General features: G+C 73.7%; 16 protein-coding genes. 6 read left to right on the top strand and 10 right to left on the bottom strand.

The window, feature by feature from the left end:
• Positions 1–43 precede the first annotated feature (43 nt).
• Genes PV410_RS41810 through PV410_RS41800 form a run of 3 tightly spaced genes read left to right on the top strand, consistent with a single transcriptional unit; the run spans position 44 to position 3458 of the window.
• Entirely contained in the window at positions 44–766 is a 723-nt protein-coding gene (locus PV410_RS41810; protein WP_499511284.1) for a succinate dehydrogenase cytochrome b subunit, read from the top strand.
• A gap of 2 nt (positions 767–768) precedes the next feature.
• Positions 769–2703: a fumarate reductase/succinate dehydrogenase flavoprotein subunit gene (locus tag PV410_RS41805; RefSeq protein WP_499511285.1), complete on the top strand. Its 1935-nt coding sequence runs from the start codon at positions 769–771 to the stop codon at positions 2701–2703.
• Positions 2700–3458 carry a succinate dehydrogenase/fumarate reductase iron-sulfur subunit gene (locus PV410_RS41800; RefSeq protein ID WP_500331941.1) on the top strand — a complete coding sequence of 253 codons (759 nt, stop codon included), beginning with the start codon at positions 2700–2702 and terminating at the stop codon, positions 3456–3458. Before PV410_RS41805 ends, PV410_RS41800 begins: the two co-directional genes overlap by 4 nt.
• Here the strand turns inward: PV410_RS41800 and PV410_RS41795 are convergent.
• From PV410_RS41795 to PV410_RS41770, 6 genes are all read right to left on the bottom strand, one after another.
• Complete coding sequence (locus tag PV410_RS41795; RefSeq protein ID WP_500331940.1) at positions 3400–4833, bottom strand: lysine N(6)-hydroxylase/L-ornithine N(5)-oxygenase family protein; 1434 nt, start codon at positions 4831–4833, stop codon at positions 3400–3402. The two genes, PV410_RS41800 and PV410_RS41795, sit on opposite strands and share 59 nt — an antisense overlap.
• Positions 4830–6233 (bottom strand): pyridoxal phosphate-dependent decarboxylase family protein, encoded by a 1404-nt coding sequence (locus tag PV410_RS41790; protein ID WP_500331939.1) that lies wholly within the window; start codon positions 6231–6233, stop codon positions 4830–4832. The genes PV410_RS41795 and PV410_RS41790 overlap by 4 nt, the downstream gene beginning before the upstream one ends.
• Before the next feature lie 798 nt (positions 6234–7031).
• Complete coding sequence (gene pepN, locus PV410_RS41785; RefSeq protein WP_500331938.1) at positions 7032–9533, bottom strand: aminopeptidase N; 2502 nt, start codon at positions 9531–9533, stop codon at positions 7032–7034.
• Between the two features lie 99 nt (positions 9534–9632).
• Entirely contained in the window at positions 9633–11033 is a 1401-nt protein-coding gene (locus tag PV410_RS41780; RefSeq protein WP_500331937.1) for an acetamidase/formamidase family protein, read from the bottom strand.
• Positions 11034–11127: 94 nt separating this feature from the next.
• Positions 11128–11730 (bottom strand): sortase domain-containing protein, encoded by a 603-nt coding sequence (locus PV410_RS41775; protein WP_500331936.1) that lies wholly within the window; start codon positions 11728–11730, stop codon positions 11128–11130.
• Between the two features lie 7 nt (positions 11731–11737).
• Positions 11738–11995, bottom strand: coding sequence for a hypothetical protein (locus tag PV410_RS41770; protein ID WP_500331935.1), 258 nt, complete (start codon positions 11993–11995; stop codon positions 11738–11740).
• Positions 11996–12195: 200 nt separating this feature from the next.
• Between PV410_RS41770 and PV410_RS41765 the strand changes: the two genes are divergently transcribed.
• From PV410_RS41765 to PV410_RS41755, 3 genes are all read left to right on the top strand, one after another.
• Complete coding sequence (locus PV410_RS41765) at positions 12196–12594, top strand: VOC family protein (RefSeq protein ID WP_500331934.1); 399 nt, start codon at positions 12196–12198, stop codon at positions 12592–12594.
• A gap of 118 nt (positions 12595–12712) precedes the next feature.
• Positions 12713–13735 (top strand): class I SAM-dependent methyltransferase, encoded by a 1023-nt coding sequence (locus PV410_RS41760; protein ID WP_500331933.1) that lies wholly within the window; start codon positions 12713–12715, stop codon positions 13733–13735.
• A 33-nt stretch (positions 13736–13768) separates the two neighbouring features.
• Positions 13769–14671 carry a hypothetical protein gene (locus tag PV410_RS41755; RefSeq protein WP_500331932.1) on the top strand — a complete coding sequence of 301 codons (903 nt, stop codon included), beginning with the start codon at positions 13769–13771 and terminating at the stop codon, positions 14669–14671.
• On the opposite strand, the gene PV410_RS41750 is transcribed toward PV410_RS41755, so the two are convergent.
• The 4 genes from PV410_RS41750 to PV410_RS41735 all read right to left on the bottom strand — a co-directional run.
• A complete protein-coding gene (locus tag PV410_RS41750) occupies positions 14672–15652 on the bottom strand; it encodes an alpha/beta fold hydrolase (RefSeq protein WP_500331956.1) in 981 nt (326 codons plus the stop codon). It lies immediately after the preceding gene.
• A 26-nt stretch (positions 15653–15678) separates the two neighbouring features.
• Positions 15679–17508, bottom strand: a complete 1830-nt coding sequence (locus PV410_RS41745) for an alkyl/aryl-sulfatase (protein WP_500331931.1) — start codon at positions 17506–17508, stop codon at positions 15679–15681.
• A gap of 38 nt (positions 17509–17546) precedes the next feature.
• Positions 17547–18611: a glycoside hydrolase family 113 gene (locus PV410_RS41740; protein WP_500331930.1), complete on the bottom strand. Its 1065-nt coding sequence runs from the start codon at positions 18609–18611 to the stop codon at positions 17547–17549.
• Positions 18608–20207 (bottom strand): DUF2334 domain-containing protein (locus PV410_RS41735; protein WP_500331929.1); only part of this gene is annotated, 1600 nt, incomplete at its 5' end. The genes PV410_RS41735 and PV410_RS41740, both read right to left, overlap by 4 nt.

Here is a 20207-nt window from a genome sequence, read left to right as displayed (position 1 = left end):
ATGTCTTGGACCTTTCGTGGCAGGCAGACCTAGCGTCGAGCGCATGGCTTTGGCGACGACGAGGACGAGGGCGACGGGTACGGGCCGCCGCCCGTCGCTCCTACGGGCACTGTGGGGCTCGACCGTGGGCAAGAAGGCGGTCATGGCCGGGACCGGCGTGATCATGCTGCTCTTCCTGGTCGCGCACATGCTGGGCAACCTGAAGATCTTCTTCGGCCCCGAGGAGTTCAACGGGTACGCGGCGTGGCTGCGCACCATCGGTGAGCCCGCCCTGCACAACAGCTGGTACCTGTACATCCAGCGCACCGGCCTGGTGGTCGCGGTGGTGCTGCACGGCGTCGCCGCCTACCAGCTCAGCAAGCGCGACATCAAGGCACGCCCGGCGAAGTACGAGCACAAGCGGCAGCGCACGAGCTACGCGACCCGGACGATGCGCTGGGGCGGGGTGATCCTGGGCCTCTACATCGTCTGGCACATCCTGGACCTGACCACGCTCACCGTGAACCCGCTGGGCAAGGAGCACCACCCCTACGAGAACATCGTGGCCGATTTCCGGATCTGGTGGGTGGACGTCGTCTACATCGTCGCGATGCTCGCCCTCGGCCTGCACATCAGGCATGGCTTCTGGAGCGCCGCGCAGACCCTGGGGGCGGTGAACAAGCGCCGCGACCGCGCGCTGAAGATCACGGCGAACGTGCTGGCGGCGGCGCTGACCGCCGGCTTCCTCGTCGTACCCGTCTCCGTGATGACCGGATTGGTGGACTGACCGTGGAGTACCGACTGGGCGAGCCGATCGCCGACACCAAGGCGCCGGACGTGCCGATCGCGGAGCGCTGGGACCGCCGCAGGTTCGAGGCGAAGCTGGTCAACCCCGCCAACCGCCGCAAGCACACCGTGATCGTGGTCGGCACGGGTCTGGCGGGCGGCTCCGCGGGGGCGACGCTGGCCGAACAGGGCTACCACGTCGTGCAGTTCTGCTACCAGGACTCACCGCGCCGGGCGCACTCGATCGCCGCGCAGGGCGGCATCAACGCGGCGAAGAACTACCGCAACGACGGTGACAGCGTGCACCGCCTGTTCTACGACACCGTGAAGGGCGGCGACTTCCGCGCCCGCGAGTCCAATGTGCACCGCCTCGCCGAGGTGTCGGTGCAGATCATCGACCAGTGCGTGGCCCAGGGCGTGCCCTTCGCCCGCGAGTACGGCGGCCTGCTGGACACCCGCTCCTTCGGCGGCGTCCAGGTCTCCCGCACCTTCTACGCCCGCGGCCAGACCGGCCAGCAACTGCTCCTCGGCGCCTACCAGGCGCTGTCCCGCCAGATCGACGCGGGCAACGTGGAACTGCACCCGCGCACCGAGATGCTCGACCTGATCGTGGTGGACGGCAAGGCCCGCGGCATCGTCGCCCGCGACCTGGTGACGGGCGAGGTCTCGACGCACATGGGCGACGCCGTGGTGCTGGCGACCGGCGGCTACGGCAACGTCTTCTACCTGTCGACCAACGCCAAGGGCTCCAACGCCACCGCCATCTGGCGGGCGCACCGGCGCGGCGCGTACTTCGCCAACCCCTGCTTCACGCAGATCCACCCCACCTGCATCCCGCGCTCCGGCGACCACCAGTCCAAGCTCACCCTGATGAGCGAGTCACTGCGCAACGACGGCCGCATCTGGGTGCCGAAGGCCAAGGGCGACGACCGTCCGCCGCACGAGATCCCCGAGGACGAGCGCGACTACTACCTGGAGCGGATCTACCCCGCCTTCGGCAACCTGGTGCCCCGCGACATCGCCTCCCGCGCCGCCAAGAACGTCTGCGACGAGGGCCGCGGCGTCGGCCCCGGCGGTCAGGGCGTCTACCTGGACTTCGCCGACGCGATCGCCCGCATGGGCCGCGCCAAGGTGGAGGAGAAGTACGGCAACCTCTTCGAGATGTACGAGCGGATCACCGCGGAGGACCCGTACACCCGGCCCATGCGGATCTACCCCGCCGTGCACTACACGATGGGCGGCCTGTGGGTCGACTACGACCTGCAGACCACGGTCCCGGGCCTGTTCGCCATCGGCGAGGCCAACTTCTCCGACCACGGCGCCAACCGGCTCGGCGCCAGCGCCCTGATGCAGGGCCTGGCCGACGGCTACTTCGTGCTCCCGGCCACGATCAACGACTACCTGGCGCGCGGCCCGCACGAGACCGTCACGCCGGACCACCCGGCGGTCGCCGAGGCCGTCGCCGACGTCGAGGACCGGCTGAACCTGCTGCTGTCCGTGGACGGCGACCGCACCCCGGACTCCTTCCACCGCGAGCTCGGCGAGCTGCTGTGGGACGAGTGCGGCATGGCGCGCAACGAGTCGGGGCTGCGCAAGGCGCTGGAGCGGATCCCGGCGCTGCGCGAGGAGTTCTGGCGCCGGGTGAAGGTGCCCGGCAGCGGCGACGACCTCAACCAGTCGCTGGAGAAGGCCAACCGGGTCGCGGACTTCCTGGAGCTGGCCGAGCTGATGTGCCTGGACGCCCTGCACCGCACCGAGTCCTGCGGCGGCCACTTCCGCGAGGAGAGCCAGACCCCGGACGGCGAGGCCCTGCGCGACGACGAGGACTTCTCGTACGCCGCGGCCTGGGAGTTCACCGGCGCCGGCGAGGACCCGGTGCTCCACAAGGAGGCCCTCGACTTCGAGTACGTACACCCCACCCAGCGGAGCTACGCGTGAACCTCACCCTGCGCATCTGGCGCCAGCCGTCCTCCGAGGACGAGGGCGCCATGGTCACCTACCGTGTCGAGGACATCAGTCCCGACATGTCGTTCCTGGAGATGCTCGACGTCCTCAACGAGGAGCTGATCCTCGCGGGCGACGAGCCCGTCGCCTTCGACCACGACTGCCGGGAGGGCATCTGCGGCGCCTGCGGCATGGTGATCAACGGGCAGGCGCACGGCCCGGAACGGACCACCACCTGCCAGCTGCACATGCGGCACTTCAAGGACGGCGACACCGTCGACGTCGAGCCGTGGCGGGCCGCCGCCTTCCCGGTGGTCAAGGACCTGGTCGTCGACCGCTCGGCCTTCGACCGGGTGATCCAGGCCGGCGGCTACATCTCCGTGCCGACCGGCAGCGCCCCCGAGGCGCACGCCACGCCCGTCCCGAAGGAGGCCGCCGACTTCGCCTTCGAGCACGCGGAGTGCATCGGCTGCGGCGCGTGCGTGGCGGCCTGCCCCAACGGCTCGGCGATGCTGTTCACCTCGGCCAAGGTCAACCACCTCAACGTGCTGCCCCAGGGGCAGCCCGAGCGCGAGACCCGGGTGCTGGACATGGTCGCCGCCATGGACGACCAGGGCTTCGGCGGCTGCACCAACACCGGGGAGTGCGCGACGGCCTGCCCCAAGGGCATCCCGCTGCCGTCGATCGCCGCTATGAACCGCGAGTACCTGCGGGCCTTGCGCAAGGAGAAGTCGCGGTCCAAGGGCTGACCGGGTTGGTGGCCGCGCCGAGCCCGAAGGTCGTGAAGGCCGTGCGGGAGGGCAGCGGGTAGGGCTCCTTGCCGGTCACCGCGTTGAGGACGACCGCCGAGCGCCACGCGGCCAGCCCCAGGTCGGGGGCGCCGACGCCGTGGGTGTGGCGCTCGGCGTTCTGCACGTGGACGGCCGCGCCGGTGCTCGCGACCACCGGGTCGAGCTCCAGCCGGTGGCTCCCGTCGATCCGGGGCCGGCCGGCCGCGTCACGGCGGATGTAGGGGTGGATCGGGGCGAGCAGCGCGTCCAGGGAGCGCTCCCGGTAGCCGGTGGCGAGGACGACCGCGTTGGTGATCAGCCGGCTGCGGGTGCCCTGCTGCTCGTGCTCCAGGTGGAGTTCCACGGCTCCCATGCCCATCCGGCCGGCGGTGCGGACCGTCACGCCGGGGGTGAGGACGGCGTCCGGCCAGCCGCCGCCCAGGGTGCGGCGGTACAGCTCGTCGTGGACGGCGCCGATCGTGCCGTGGTCGATGGCCCGGTGCAGTTGCCACTGCCGGGGCAGGAGCTCGTCGCGGACCGGCTCGGACAGCCCGTGGAAGAACCGCGTGTAGTCGGGGGTGAACTGCTCCAGGCCGAGCTTGCTGTACTCCATCGGGGCGAACGAGGGGCTCCGGGCGATCCACGTCAGCCGTTCGCGCCCGGCGGGCCGGGCGCGCAGCAGGTCCAGGAAGACTTCGGCACCCGACTGCCCGGAGCCGACGACGGTGACGTGCTCGGCGGCCAGCAACCGGTCCCGGTGCTCCAGGTAGTGCGCGGAGTGCACGACGGGCACGGCGGGCGACTCGGCGAGCGGCCGCAGCGGCTCGGGCACGTACGGCGCGCTGCCGACGCCGAGCACCAGGTTGCGGGCGTACGTGCGGCCGAGGGCCTCGGCCTGGCCGTCGGCGTCGAGCTGGGTGTGGTCCACCTCGAAGACGGCGCGCCCGGGGTTCCAGCGGACGGTGTCGACCTGGTGCCCGAAGCGGGTGCTGGGCAGCGACTCGGCGACCCAGCGGCAGTATGCGTCGTACTCGGTGCGGTGCGCGTGGAAGCGCTCGGCGAAGTAGAAGGGGTAGAGCCGCTCGCGGGTCCTGAGGTAGTTCAGGAAGCTCCACCGGCTCGTGGGGTCGACCAGGCTCACCAGGTCGGCGAGGAAGGGCACCTGGAGGGTGGCGTCGTCGAGCAGCAGCCCGGGGTGCCAGCGGAAGGAGCGCTCCTGCTCGTAGAAGGCCGCGCTGAGGTACGGGACGCCGTCGGCGAGGGCGGCCAGGGACAGGTTGCACGGGCCGATCCCGATGCCGAGCAGGTCGTAGGGCTGGTCCCGGTGGGGGTCGTGGTCGTCGGTGGCGGTCATCGGGGGGTGCTGCCTTCCTGGTGGGTCGCGCATACGAGCGTGAGCAGAGCCTCGAGGTCGGTGGGCGTGGTGGTCGGGTTGAGCAGGGTGGCCTTGAGCCACAGCCGTCCGTCGGCGCGGGCCCTGCCGAGGACGGCGCGGCCGTCGACCATGAGCCGGCGGCGGACCGCGGCGACCTCCTCGTCGACGGCGCCGGTGGGGCGGAACAGCACGGTGCTGACGGCCGGGCGGGCGCGCAGGGTCAGTGCGGGATGCCGCTCCACCAGGTCCGCCAGGTACCGGGCGTGGTCGCAGACCGCCTCGACGAGCCCGCCCAGCCCGCGGCGGCCGAGGGCGCGCAACGTGACGGCGATCTTCAGCACGTCGGGGCGGCGGGAAGTGCGCAGCGAGCGGCCGAGCAGGTCGGGGAAGCCGGCCTCGGTGTCGTCGGCGGCGTTCAGGTAGTCGGCGCGGTGGTCCAGCGGGCGCAGCAGCGCGGCCTCGCGCACCGCGAGCACCCCGGCCGCCACGGGCTGCCAGCCCAGCTTGTGCAGGTCCAGGGTGACGGTGTCGGCCTCCCGCAGCCCGGCGAGCCTCACCGCCTCCCGGTCGCTGAACAGCAGCGACCCGCCGTAGGCAGCGTCCACGTGCAGACGCGCGCCGTACTGCCTTGCGACGCGGGCGAGTTCGGGGAGCGGGTCGATGTCACCCGAGTCCGTGGTGCCCGCGGTGGCGACCAGCAGGGCCGGCCCCCCGCCCGCGGCGAGCACGGCCCGCACCCGCTCCGGGTCCAGCACCCCGCCGGGGGTGTCCACGACGACGGGAGCGGGCATCCCGAGCAGCCACGCGGCCCGCGGGACGCTGTGGTGACCGTTGGCCCCGGCGACGACCCGCACGCCCGGAACACCCGGAACGCCCCGCGCGCTCTCCCGGGCCAGCAGCAGCGCGAGCTGGTTGGACTCCGTGCCGCCGGTCGTGACCAGCGCGTCCGGCGCGGCCGCGTCCGGGTGGACCAGACGGGCCAGCGCGTGGGTGACCTCCGCCTCCAGGGCGGTCGCGGCCGGGGCCTGGTCCCAGGAGTCCATCGACGGGTTGAGCGCGCTCGCGGCCAGGTCGGCCGCCACGGCGGCCCCCAGCGGCGGGCAGTGCAGATGGGCGGCGCACAACGGGTCCGCCGGGTCGGCCGCCCCCTCGGCGACGACCCCGACCAGCGCGCGCAGCGCCTCCGCCGCCCCGGTGCCGTCCTCCGGCAGGGCCTCCCCCAGCACCTCCCGTACCCGCCGCGTGACCGCCCCGGGACCACCCGCGGGAAGCGGCCCCTTGCGGGCGGCCGCGCCCGCCGCGAGCGCGCCGAGCACGGCCTCGACCAACGGGCGCAGCCGGTCCGGCCCTTCACTGCCTCCGGCGAGATGGGGTGGCATGGTGTCGGCGCCCCTCCGTTGTCGCGGATCACCGGCGCGTGCGCGCTGGGCGACCTGCGTAACGACGCTCCCCCGCCCTGGGTGTTGCCCCCACGCCCCGAACGGTCGCCGCCCCGGCGCACCCACGGGGGCGTTCGCCCAGCTGTCGTGTGCGGCGCCGTCGTGGTTGCGGTTGAGGTTTCTCCCCCGCCCGCCCGCCCCCAGCCTTCGGCCGGGGGGGACCCCATCCGGCGCGGTTGGTGCGGGCCTCGCGCGGTTCGTGGTGGGCCGGGGTCGGGGCCTCCGGGCTGGGCATTCTGGACCGCATATTTATGTGCATGACGGGCGGCACTTGTTGTGCCGTCCATGCCGCACAACAAATACACGTCAGCGTCCAGAACGCCCACCCTCCGACCCCGTCCCCTCCGCCGGTTCCGCGACCAACGGCCGGTGGGGGGTCAGAAGGCGGACCGGGGCTGCCCCAAGTGCCTTACTGAACCCCCACCGGCCGTCATGCGCCCACACGACCGGAGGGGGTGTGGCGGGGTGCCCCATGGGGGTCCCCCCGGCCGAAGGCTGGGGGAGACGAGCGGTACGCGCGGCGCCGAATGACGTGGGGCAGCGCCGCGAGCGCCGAGGTGGGGGTCCCCCGGCCGAAGGCTGGGGGCGTGCGCCGGCGCGGCACCGACCCCAAACCAACGGAGCGCAGGCGCGCACTGACCGCGCCGGGCAATCGGGCGGGTGGTGGGAAAAACCCCAACCGCAACCACAACGCACCGCACACGACAACCGGCCCGCGCAGACGCACCCCCGCACCCGCTACGCGGAACCCGTGCGGACGCGGAGGGCGCGGCGCAGGTCGTCGAGCTGGTCGGCGAGGCGGCGGCGCAGGGCGGGGATCGGGGCGGGGTCGCCCGAGCGGAGGCACTGCTCGCCGAGGTCGAGCACGGCGGGCTCGACGACGGGGACGGGGAAGGCCCAGCGGCCCGCGGCCTCGGCGAGTGCGGGTCCCCGGCGGGCGGCGACCGCGACGGCGGCGGGGAAGAAGCGGGGCACGTACTCCCGGACGAGGTCGAGCTGTTCGGGCTGCCAGAAGCCCTGGGCGGTGGCCGTGAAGAGGTAGTTGGACAGGGTGTCGCCGTCGAACATCCGCGCCCAGGCGTCGCGCTTCGCCTCGGGGTCGGGCAGCGCGGCCCGGCAGCGGGCGGCGCCCTCCTGGCCGGTGGCGCTGGGGTCGGAGTCCAGCTCGGCCGCGATGTCCTCGGCCGACGCCGCGCCCAGGACGGTGAGCCGGGTGAGGATCTGCCAGCGCAGTTCGGGGTCGAGCGCGGGCCCGCCGGGCAGGGTGCCCTCGGTGAGCCAGCCGCGCAGGGCGCCGGGGTCGGCGGTGGCGGCGATGAGCTCGCGGGCCGCGGCGAGCCGCAGTCCTGGGTCCTGACGGGTGAGCAGGTCGCGGGCGAGCGCCTCCAGGGTGGCGAGCGCGCCGGGGCGTTCGGCCGCGGGGAGGTAGCGGTCGGCGATCTGCCCGCGGGCGAAGCCGAGCACGCCTTGCACGACGGCGATGTCGGTCTCGTACGGCAAGTGGGCGCGGGCGACGTCGAGGTAGGCGGCGGGCGGGAGTTCGCCGTCCCGGACGAGGTCGCGGGCGGCGTTCCAGACCAGGGCGCGGCTGAGCGGGTCCGGCAGGCCGCGCAGCGCGGCGACGAGGGTGTCCCAGGACTGCGTGTCGAAGCGGATCTTGGCGTACGTCAGGTCCTGGTCGTTGAGGAGCACCAGGTCGGGGCGGGGGCCGGGGCGGCCGCCGGGCGCCTCGCCGTTCGCGGGCACGTCGGTCTCGAAGCGCTCGCGCAGCACCAGCTGCGCCGGGTCGGCGTCGGCGCGGTCGTACGCGGCGACGGCGATGCGGTGCGGGCGGCTGCCCTGGTGCGTCACGTCGAGCCGCCAGCCGCCGTCGGCGCCCACGGGGGCGGGGGTGAGCGTGTCGACGCCGGTGGTGCGCAGCCAGCGGTCGGCCCAGGCGTGGACGTCGCGGTCGGTGGCGCGGGCGAGGGAGTCGATGAAGTCGGCGAGGGCCGCGTTGCCGAAGCGGTGCCGGGCGAAGTGGTCGTTGATGCCGGCGAGGAAGTCCTTGCGGCCGAGCCACGTGACGAGCTGGCGCAGCGCGGAGGCGCCCTTGGCGTAGGAGATCCCGTCGAAGTTGAGCAGCGCCGAGGCGGTGTCGGGGACGGCCTCCGGGGCCGGGGCGACGGGGTGGGTGGAGGGGCGCTGGTCGGCGTCGTACCCCCAGCCCTTGCGCGCGACGGCGAAGTCGGTCCACGTGCCGGTGAACCGGGTGGCCTCGGAGAGCACCTGGTAGCCCATGTACTCGGCGAAGGACTCGTTGAGCCAGATGTCGTCCCACCAGCGCAGGGTGACGAGGTCGCCGAACCACATGTGGGCCATCTCGTGGGCGACGACCATGCCGCGGGTCTGCCGTTCGGTGTCGGTGACGGCGGAACGGAAGACCATCTCGTCGCGGAAGGTGACCAGGCCCGGGTTCTCCATCGCGCCCGCGTTGAACTCGGGGACGAAGGCCTGGTCGTAGGAGTCGAAGGGGTACGGCTCCTCGAACAGCTCGTGGTAGCGGTCGAAGCAGCGCCGGGTGATGTCGAAGAGCTCCTCGACGTCGGCGTCCAGGTACGGGGCGAGGGAGCGGCGGCAGTGCAGCCCGAAGGGCAGGCCCGCGTGCTCGGTGCGCACCGAGTGCCAGGGTCCGGCGGCGACCGCGAGCAGGTAGGTGCTGATCGGCGGGGTCGCCGCGACGCGCCAGCGGCCCTCGGCCTCCCCGGTGCGCTCGGCGACGCCGTTGCCGAGGACCGTCCACGCGGGGGGCGCGGTCACGGCGACCTCGAAGACGGCCTTGAGGTCGGGCTGGTCGAAGGCGGCGATGACGCGCTGCACGTCGTCCAGGAAGAGCTGGGTGTACAGGTACGTCTCGCCGTCGGCCGGGTCCGTGAAGCGGTGCATGCCCTCACCGGTGCGGGAGTAGCGCATGTCCGCCTCGACCCGCAGTTCGTGCGGGCCGGCCGCGAGCCCGGTGAGCGGCAGCCGGTTGTCGTCCAGGGACGCGGGGTCCAGCGGCCGCCCGTCCAGGACGGCGCCGTGCAGCGCGGCGGGCTTCAGCTCGACGAAGGTGTCGCCGTCGGCGAGCGCGGTGAAGCGGATGACGGTGGTCGATCCGAACACCTCGTCGCCACGGGTGAGGTCCAGGTCGACGGAGTAGTGCTGGACGGCGATCCGCCGGGCGCGGGTCTCGGCCTCGGCACGTGTGAGAACAGGCATGCGGTCATGCTGCCCCATGCCCGGTCCGCGGCGCACGGCCGTTCGCCACGGGCCGCGGTCGCGCGGGCCGGTCGACCGGGCGTCCGGGACGGCGCGCCGTCAGGTGAAGATGCCGCGCGGAAGGGTCATCGACACGAGCCAGGACGGCAGGTCCACCGTCTCGTTGATCTTCAGGTCGCCCGCCACGCTGCAGAGCGTGTAGGCCTCGTGCAGGCTCAGCCCCTGGTCGCCGGCGAGCCAGTCGGCCATGTCCCGGACCGCGTTCTTCGCGTTCTCCATCAGGTCCGGTCCGGTGCCGGTCGTCTGGTAGTAACCCTGGGCGAGCATCTCCTCGGGCATGGCCAGCTGGGTCGGGTCCGCGGCGGGCACGACGGCCCGGGGACCGGCGATCACCGTGTCCGGGATGACGCCGAACCGCAGGGTGACGGCCATGAGCGTCTCGATGGCCGTCCCGGTCACCTCTCCGTCGCCTTGCGCCATGTGCCCGTCCCCGGCGGAGAACAGCGCGCCCTCGGCGTAGACCGGGATCTGTATCCGCGCTCCCTTGACCAGCTGCCGGATGTCGGTGTTGCCGCCCATTCCGCCGCTGACGTCGGGCGGGAAAGTGCGGTACATGCCCTTGCGCAGGGGCGCGACGCCCATGATCCCCATGAAGGGTGCGATGGGGATGCGCGCCTGCCGGCCGGTGTCGGCGCCGGTGAACGTGGCGAACCCGGTGTTCTGGCCGCGCTCGAAGCCGAACAACTGGAGGAACGGGGCGCCGCTGTTGTGGGGCTGGTCCGCCGGCAGGGCACCGGCGGCCGGTCCGGGGGTGGGGTCGCTGAACTGGGAGGCCTCGCTCCAGGGGGCGAGCGGGGCGAGCAGTTCGGGGCGCAGGGATCCGAACAGGCCCAGGGCGGGGCTGACGACGACGTAGCCGAAGTCCACGAGCGGGGCGACGTCCAGGACCTCGACCTCGAGGATGTCGCCCGGCTTCGCGCCCTCCACCTCGATGGCGCCGGTGAGCGGATGGACCTTCCCCAGGTCGATGGTCAGGGTCGCCTCGGGGGTCATCGTCCGGGCCGCGGCCCCGATGTCCAGGGCGTCCCGGCACAGCAGTTGGACGACCTCGCCCGGCCGCACCGTGGTCACCGGGGGCAGGTCCCGGTTCCACCGGTTGTGCAGTACGCGGCCGAACCCGTCCACGACCTTGTCCCCGTCCGGTCCCGTCGTCACGTCCGGGCTGCCGGAGCCTGCGACGTCCATGCCGCCGACTGTCCCGCCCCCGGCGGCCAGTGCCGACAGCGCGGCCGCGGCCGGTCCTGCGGAGGCCCGCTGCACCAGGCTGCCGGCGCCTGCGGTTCCAGAATGCACGAAGCACATCACGGCCTCCCGTGACCCTGCGTCCCAGGTGCCCGAGGCGACCTGGCTGACGGGGGATGACCCGGGGTCCGCCGGGCGGCGCCCGAGGCGGCGGGTCACCGGGTGGCCCGCGGCGGCGAGGGCGCTCGGCTCCGGCATCCGATGCGAGGGCAGCCCCGCTCTTCACGATCCTCCGCCGGAAATGCGGCGGCAACCGGGGCGGTGGAGAGGGGATGCCGGCCCGCAGCGCCGCTCAGGAGGAGCGGACGGCGCTCGCGTGCACGACCAGTGCCCCGGTGGGACGGTGGCCGTCGTGCCGGTCGCCCGCGCAGGTGACGAGCCGCAGCGTCGGCACGCCGCCGTCCGAGCGCAGGTCCTGGGCGGGGAAGGAGTGCCGGGGGACGTGCTCGATCCGTGTGACGGTGAAGCGGGCGCGGCTGCCGTCACGGCGGGTGACGACGACGGTGTCGGCGCGGCGCACGGCGTGCAGGTCGTGGAAGACCGCGCGGCCGCGTCCGCCGTCGTCGTGGCCGACGATCACGGAGGTGCCGGTGTCGCCGGGGGCGGCGCTGCGGTCGTACCAGCCGGCGTAGCGGCCCTGCTCGGTCGCGGGGGTCTGCAGGGTGCCGTCGTCGGTGATCCCGAGGTCGACGACGCGGGCGTGCACGTCGGCGCTGGGGATGTCGATGCGCACCGGGGTGTGCCCGGCCGGGTCGGAGGCGCGGGCGGGCGTGCTGCCGTGGACCACGGCGGCGGCGCCCTGCCCCGCGCGGGTGACCGCCCAGGTGGTCGCGGCGGCGGCGAGGCCGAGGAGGACGAGGGCGAGGACGTTGATGCGACGGTGCGTCATCCTCATCGCCCCCTCACCTCGGGCGGACGGCGTAGCGGACGCCGCAGACGCCCGCTCCCAGCAGGAACGCACCGGTCAGCGCCGGTCCGGGGCTGCCGAGGATGCCGGGGACCCCGGCCGCCCTGGCCACGCACACCGCGAGGACCGCGCACACCGCGAGCACCGGCGCGAGCACCGCGCGGCAGGCGACGGCGGCGGCGATCCGGGCCGAGGCGCTCCGGACGGTCACGGCGGGGGCGGTCACGGCGGAGGCGGCACAGGCGGCGGACATCGGTGGTGGGGTCCTTCGGGTGACGGCGGGTACGGATGCCGTGACCGGCCGCCGGGCGACGGACGGCCGGCCACGGGTCCCACCGTACGGAGCCCGGGGGTGCCGGGGCCTCCCCCGGCCGACCTGTTCCGTATCAGCCGAAAGTATGGTCCCGGGGGCGGGCCTTGCGTCCCGAGGAGGAGGCCGGGCAGGCTCGTCGGATGATCGCCACCTTGCAGTGCACCGTGATCGACTGCCCGGACCCGGCCGCGCTGGGCGCCTTCTACCAGGGGATCCTCGGCTGGGCCCTGGACACCGCGGACCCCTCGTGGGTGACCCTGACGGCCCCGGACGGCACCCGGATCGCCTTCCAGGAGGTGCCCTTCCACCGGCCGCCACGCTGGCCCGACCCGGAGCACCCCCAGCAGTTCCACCTGGACTTCGACGTCCCCACCCGCGCCGACGTGGAGCGCGCCCACCAGGAGGTCGTCGCGCTGGGCGCCGCCTTCCTGCACGACAGCGGCGGCGAGCGCAGCGGCTTCCGGGTCTTCGCCGACCCGGCCGGGCACCCGTTCTGCCTCTGCTACGGGCAGGCGCCGGGGCCGGCCGTCACGGGATGAGCGGCGGCCCGGTGCCGGCGGCCGCTTGTACGGTGTTCCCGTGCCGCCGACGGGTGCGGCGGCGGCACGTCCCGCCCGGCCGGGCCGGGGCGAAGGCACTCGGCCGAGGGGGAACGGCATGGACGCACGGTGGACGGCGTACGCACTGGCCGAGGAGGACCCGGACCCCGCGTCGGTGCGGCGGGTCACCTTCGTGCCGTTCCTGCCGGGCGGCCTGGCGGGCGCGGTGCGCGGCGCGGACGGGGTGGTGCGCCTGCCGTCCGGCGAGGTGCTGCCCGGCGAGGACTGGATGCTCGACACCGCCGCCCGGGTGCCGCTGGAGAGCGCCGGCTACTACCGGCAGCGGGTGCACCCCTTCGCCTGGGACGCGGGGCAACAGCGGCTCTACGCCTGGCTGGACGGCGACCGGTACCGGGGCCGGCGGCCGCACGCCGCCGAGGCGGACCTGGTCGTTGCCGACGCCGGCACGATCGCGGGCCTGCTCCCCCACGGCCCCGAGCGGCGTGCCGTGCTGGACGCGGAGCGCTCCTTCCGGGAGCAGGACGAGGCCTCGTACTTCGCCGACAACCTGCGCCTGCTGGAGCCCGCCTACCTGCGGGCGACCACGCCCGAGGGCGGTTCGGGCTTCGGCCGGGAGCCGGAGCAGTGGCGGGCGCGGCGCTCGATGGTGGTCGAGGCGCTCCACAAGGACGGCACCTTCCTGGACGTCGGCTGCGCCAACGGGCTGCTGATGGAGTCGGTGCGGCGGTGGGCGGCCGAGCGGGGCCGGGTGGTCGAGCCCCACGGTGTGGACTTCGCCCCGCGCCTGGTGGCGCTGGCCCGGCGCCGGCTGCCGCAGTGGGCCGGGCGGATCGAGGTGGGCAACGCGCTGGACTGGCGGCCCGCCGACGGCGGCCGGTTCACCTTCGTGCACACCCTCGTCGACTGCGTGCCCGAGCGCCGGCTGGGCGACCTGGTCCGCAGGCTGCTGGCGGAACTCGTGGAGCCCGGCGGGCGGCTGCTGGTCAGCGTGTACCAGGCGGAGGGCGGCACCGCGCCGACCGCCGCCGAGCGGCTGGCCGCGCTGGGCGTGCCGGTGCGGGGTTCGGCGAGCGGCACGGGACCGGAACGCACGGCGACAACGGCCTGGGTCGACGCGTAGGCTCGAAGCGTCGTACCCGCCCGGGGAGGCGCCGTGACCGAGCCGTCGTCCAGCCCGATCGAACACGGCTTCCCGCACCTGGAGAAGGTCCGGGCCGCCCTCACCGCGCTGTACCGGCGGCTGTCGTACGACACGGTGAGCCGCTTCCCCGCGAGCGTGCGCCCGGAAGCCGTGGCGTTCCCCGCGGAGGAGGACCTCCATCTGGGCGCCCAGCGGGTGGCCCGGGCCATCGTGCAGCACTTCCGGCTGCCGGAGGCCCGCATGGTGGTCAGCTTCCGGGACATGGTGCACGCGGGCAACGTGGAACTGGCCGCCGGGCCCGAGTACTTCGTGGAGCTGCACGCGCGCTTCCGGGACGACCGGCGCGACGTGGGGGCGGTGCTGGCGCACGAGGTCATGCACGTCTACCTGCACCGGCTCGGCCTGGAGTACCCCGGGGTGCGGGACAACGAGATCCTCACCGACACCGCCACGACCTACCTGGGCGCGGGCTGGCTGCTGCTGGACTCCTACCGGGAGGAGCCGGCGCTGCTCGGGGAGCGGCTGACCACGGCCGCGTCCAAGCTGGGCTACCTCACCCCGGAGGAGTTCGGCTACGTCCTGGCCAAGCGGGCGCAGGCCTTCGGCGACGACATCGAGCCGTGGCTCACCAGTCCGAGGGCCCAGGAGGCCTACCGGACCGGTCTGCGGCTCGCCGAGTCCGATCTGCGCCATCCGCCGATGGTCGGCTGCGGCTGGGCGGGCCGCCGCCGGTACGCCCACGACCGGCGCCGCGGCGGGGCGTACCCGGCGGCCGGCTACGCCTTCGAGGGCGCCGGCCCCCAGCGGGTCTCCTTCTCCTGCCCCACGTGCCACCAGCGGATCCGGGTGCCCGTGCGCGGCCGGGTGAAGGCACGGTGCGGGCTGTGCCGCACCGTGCTGGAGTGCGACACGTGATCAGCCGGTGGGCGGCGCGACCTCCCGCAGGAAGTCCAGCAGCACGGCGTTGACCTGCGCCGGGCGCTCCTGCTGGGTCCAGTGGCCGCAGCCGGGCAGCACCACCGGTTCGCGCAGCGTGGGGTGGAGCTCCCGCAGCACCGGGAGCAGCTCGGACATCCCCGGGAAACCGTGGACGAGGTCGCGGTCGCCGGTGACGTAGAGGGCGGGGACCTGGAGGGCGGCACCGGCCCAGGGCGCGGTCAGCCGCCAGTTGCGGTCGAGGTTGCGGTACCAGTTGAGCCCGCCGGTGAAGCCGGCCTCGGCGTACTCGGCGGCGAAGGCGTCGAGGTCCTCTTCGGTGAGCCAGTCCGGGAGTTCCTCGGGCTCCTCGACGAGGTCGAGGAAGCCGCCGCCGGGCGGGACCAGGGGCTGGGCCGGGACCGGGTCGTTGGCGGGGTTGTCGCCGGACGCGCCGTACAGGAAACGACGGAAGGTCCTCCGCGGGTCGGCGGCGAACTCGGCGTCGGCGACACCGGGCCGCTCGAAGTAGTTCCAGTAGAACCGCCCGTCGTACAGCTCGCGCATGGACCGCAGCGGCGGCGTGTCGCCGCTGCGCAAGGCCGGCGGGACGCTGAGGCCCGCCACGGCGCGGACGAGGTCGGGCCGCAGCAGCGCGGTGTGCCAGGCGACGGGGGCGCCCCAGTCGTGGCCGACGACGACGGCCCGGCTCTCGCCGAGGGCGTGCACGAGCCCGACGACGTCGCCGACGAGGTCGAGGACGGTGTACGCGTCGACGGCGCCGGGCCGCTCGCTGCGGCCGTAGCCGCGCTGGTCGGGGGCGACCACCCGGTAGCCGGCGGCGGCGAGCGGCGCGAACTGGTGGCGCCAGGAGTACCAGCACTCGGGGAAGCCGTGCAGCAGCAGCACGAGCGGGCCCTCGCCCTGCTCCGCGATGTGCAGCCGGATCCCGTTCGCCTCGACGGTGCGGTGGTGGACCACGGTGCCGGGCGCGCGCGGGGGGATCCTCACGGGGTGACGATCGGGAAGTCCTGGTCGGCGGCGTCCAGCAGCCCGACCAGGGTCGCGACCACCTTCAGGTCCCCCTCGTGGTCGACGCCCTCGAAGCGGCCGCCCGCGAGGAGCCGGTGCAGCTCGGGCCGGCTGAGGGTGAGCGTCAGGTCGGCGTGCCGGACGGCGGGGCGCCCGTCCTGGGTGGAGAAGTAGGTGAGGGCGCCGTTGGAGAGGGTCAGGTGCCAGGTGCGGTGCTCGTCGGTGAGGCGCCAGTCGATGGTCAGGTGGACGTCCCAGGCCTTGGGGCCGTTGACGCGGATGGCGAGGGAGTCGATGAGCTGGTCGACGGTCAGGGCGGCCATCAGCTCCGGGTTCGCGATCACGACGGGGGTCCGGGTCACCCCCTGCCGCAGTTCCTGGGCGCCCATCAGGTAGAAGTTGCGCCAGGGACCGTTCTCGCAGCCGTGCCCCAGCCGCTCGTAGAGCAGGGCCAGTTCCTCCGCCGCGGCGGCGTGCCCGGGGTCGGCGAAGACGGCGTGGCCCAGCAGGGTGACGGCGAAGCGCAGGTCGCCGGCCTCGGCGTACTCCCTGGCCTTGGCGACGGTGGCGTCGGTGCCGCCGAGGCAGTCCACGTAGCGGCGTGCCTCCTCCGCCGGAGGGTGCTGCCACAGGTGGGCCGGGTTGCCGTCGAACCAGCCCATGTAGCGCTGGTAGACGGCCTTCACGTTGTGGCTGAGGGAGCCGTAGTAGCCGCGGTTGGAGTTGATCCGTTCCAGGGCCGGGGGCAGGGTCAGCTCCTCGGCGATCTCGCTGCCGGTGAGGCCCCGGTTGATCAGCCGCAGGGTCTGGTCGTGGAGGTAGGCGTAGAGGTCGCGCTGGTGCGACAGCAGCCGGTGGATGCCCTCGCGGCTCCAGGTCGGCCAGTGGTGGGAGGCGATGACGACGTCGGAGGCGTTGCCGAACAGGACGAGGGCCTCGTTGAGGTAGTGCGCCCACAGCCGGGCGTCGCGGACCTGCGCACCGCGCAGGGTAAGGACGTTGTGCATGGTGTGGGTGGCGTTCTCCGCCATGCACAGCACCCGCTTGGCGGGGAAGTGGAAGTTCATCTCGGCGGGCGCCTCGGCCCCCGGGGTGAGCTGGAAGATGATCCGGACCCCGTCGATCGTCTCGTCCTGGCCGGTGCGGGTGACCAGGACGGTGGGCGGGATCAGGGTGACGGTTCCGGTGGAGGCGGTCTGGCCGAGGCCGCAGCCGATCTGCCCGGCCGGGCCCTTGGGCAGTTCGGAGCCGTACATGTAGACGGCACGGCGGGTCATCGCGACCCCGGCGTCGACGCTCTCGCCCGCCGCGTGCTCCAGGAAGCCGGCCGGGGCCAGGACGGGCACCGGGTCGTGACCGTGCGGCAGGACACCGCGGGCGCCGCCGAAGTGGTCGACGTGCGAGTGGCTGTAGATGAGGGCGGTGACGGGCCGTTCCCCGCGGTGTTCGCGGTAGAGGGCGAGGGCGGCGGCGGCGCACTCGGCGGAGCGGAGGGGGTCGATGACGACGACCCCGCGGTCCCCCTCGACGAGGGTCATGTTCGACAGGTCCAGGCCGCGTACCTGGTAGATCCCCTCGACGACCTCGAACAGCCCCTGCCGGGAGGCGAGCCGGCTCTGCCGCCACAGGCCGGGGTGCGCCGTGTCGGGGCACGGGCCCTGCAGGAAGGAGTACGCGTCGCCGTCCCAGACCACCCGGCCGTCGCCGTCGGTGACGCGGCCGGGGGTCAGGGCACCGAGGAATCCCCGGTCGGCGTCGGCGAAGTCCGTCGTGTCCTCGGTTGCGCCGGGTGCGAGAGCCGTCATGACGACACAATGTCAGCGTTTCGCCTGAATTGTCACGCTCATGTGCGCCACCAGCGGCGCAGCACCTCCTCCGCGGGTTTGCCGCGCGGGCTGTACGCGAGCCGGGCCGGGGTCTCCCCGCTGTCCGGCCAGTCGTCCCACATCCACCAGCACACCCCGGCCCACCAGCGCTCCCCGTCCAGGGCGGCGAGCAACGCCTGGTACGCGGCCGCCTGCTCGGCCTCCGCCGGTTGCCGGCTGACGGTCCAGGAGTACGGGGCCGTGGTCGTCCCGCGCTGGCTGACGTAGCCGGCCTCGGTGAACAGCACGCGGCGGTGGTGCCGGGCGGAGTAGCCGGCCAGCTCCCGGATCACGGGCCGCCAGGCGGCGCGCAGCCGGCCGACGTCGGCAGTGGGACGCTCGGCCAGCGGCCAGTAGGCGTCGACCCCGATCAGGTCGAGGGCGTCCCAGAAGCGGACGTGCTCGTACTCGTCGTAGTTGGCGGCGTAGACCAGCGGACCGTCGTAGGCGTCCCGGACGGCGCGGATCACCGCCCGCCAGCGCCCGCCGTCCCGCGAGGTGCCGGCCAGTTCGGTGCCCACGGAGAACTGCTCGACGCCGAGCCCGCCCGCCAGCTCCGCGTAGTGGGTGATGAAGCGCGTGTAGGCGGTGAACCAGGCATCGGGGTCGGTGGGCGTGATGCCGGCCCGGTCGCCGCCGCCGGTCAGGTCGACGTGCGGCTTGAGCAGCACCTTCAGGCCGGCGGCATGGGCCTCGCGGACGATCCGCCGCAGGCTCGCGTCGCTCGCGGTCTCCTCGGTGGTGCGCATCGAGGTCCCGTGGACGCTGGACTGGTACCAGGTGGGGGTGAAGGACACCCAGCGCGCGCCGGTGGCGGCGATGCCGCGCAGGTAGCGCCCGGCGGCGGGGCTGTCGTAGTCGTCCGCGGCCCAGGAGGGCAGCGCGATGCCGCGGACACGGTCGCCCGCACCGGCCCCGGGGCGCTCGTGCGGCCGGCCGTCGGGGCGGTCCGCGGGCCGGGCGCCGACGGTGGTGCAGCCGGCGGTGAGGGCGAGGACCGCCGCCGCGACGGTCGCGGCGGCGGTCCTCCGGAGCAGGGTCACGCGGCGGTCGCGGGGCTGACGAAGGTGTAGCCGAGGGCGCGGATGCCCTCGACCGTCTCCTTGAGCGGCTGGACCGGGTAGTAGGGGTGGTAGAAGAAGCTGGCGAAGCCGTCGCGGACGGCGAGGTTCGCCTTGGCCGAGGCGATCAGTTCGGCCGGCAGGCGCGCCGGGTGGTTGTTGTAGGCCTCGGGCTCGTAGTTGCCGATGTTCTCGGGGAGCACGGTGGTGCCGTACACGTCCTTCACGACGTACGGGAAGAACTGCCCGATGAAGCGGTTGGGGTCGGCCGTGCTGCCGCCGAGGGTGCCCGAGAAGTACAGCGACCGCTCCAGGCGCGCGGTGTAGTTCTGGGCGAAGACCTTGTAGTCGGTGGCGGAGGCCGCGTAGTGCGGGGTGGTCCACAGCTTGGGCACCGGCAGTCCCGCGAGGGCGAACTGGGCCAGACCCAGGGTGACCCGGGTCTGCGCCCACAGGGCGGAGTCCCCGGCGACCGGGCCCTCGTAGACCACGTTGTCGGAGGCGTCGACGTGGGCCCGGTAGAACTCGAAGTCGTCGCCGGTGACGCCGTTGTAGGGGTTGGCGGTGTTCCCGTGCTGGTGGGTGTAGCCGTGGTTCATCAGCACGGCACCATGCTGGAGCATGTACTTCAGGGTGGTGACCAGTTCGGGACGCTGCGCCAGGGTGACGGTCTGCGGCCGGCCGTTGTTGTAGGTGCCGCTCGGATCCGTGTAGACGGGGATGACGTTGATGCCGTACGGGATCTGCTCCGCGGCGAGGTAGTCGGCGATGGCCCGCAGCTGCGCGGGGTCGGAGTTGGGGCTGATGTCCTCCAGCCGCATCATGGCCCGGTGCCGCTCGGCGGTGGCGGGGGCGAGGGAGTCGAAGAGCAGGTCCTCGAAGGCGATGATCCGGTCGCTCTCGGAGACGTAGGCGAAGGGGATCTCACCGACGTACGTGAGGTTGCCCGATCGCACGGCCCACGGGAAGTCGGTGCCGGTGCCGGTGTCGCGCGCGGTGGCCAGCTGCGTCACCGCCGGGTAGCCGGGCCCCGACGAGATGGCGGGGCGCAGCACGCCGCCGTCCTGGCCGGCCGGGATCTTCCGGGTGAGGTTCTGGTTCCTGTACGTCACCTGCGTGACGGTGCCGACGCTGCCGTTCGCCTCGAAGTACGACGCGGTGGGGTCCCAGCCGTACTTGGTCTGGAACTGCGCGACCCCGGTCGCGTTCGCCAGCGACCAGATGTTGTCCGCGAGCCAGGTCACCGGACGCGTGGTGGTGACCACGTCCTGGTAGAAGGCGGCGGGGACGGCGTCGGGGATGCTCCCGCCGTAGTAGGTGGAGCCGATGTAGAAGGTGGCCGTGTACTGGTTGACCATGCCCGCGGTGTACTGCGAGACGGGCTTGGCGGTCACGGTCCCGAAGTGGCCGGCGAGGTTGGCGGTGGCCATGGCGTAGAGCTCGCCGAGGTGCCCATAGGGGCCGGCGGTGTCGTACAGCACGAGCGCGGTGGTGCCGGCGGCGGCCGCAGCCGCCCTCGCGGGTGCGGCCGCCAGCGGGGCGCGTGCGCCGGTCAGGTCGCGGCCGGCCCGTGGCGGC

The sequence above is a fragment of the Streptomyces sp. PA03-5A genome (assembly GCF_033792725.1).
In the GTDB taxonomy this organism is placed as follows: domain Bacteria; phylum Actinomycetota; class Actinomycetes; order Streptomycetales; family Streptomycetaceae; genus Actinacidiphila.
Note: the sequence above shows the minus strand (reverse complement) of the source record. Positions and strands in the feature narration are given on the sequence as shown.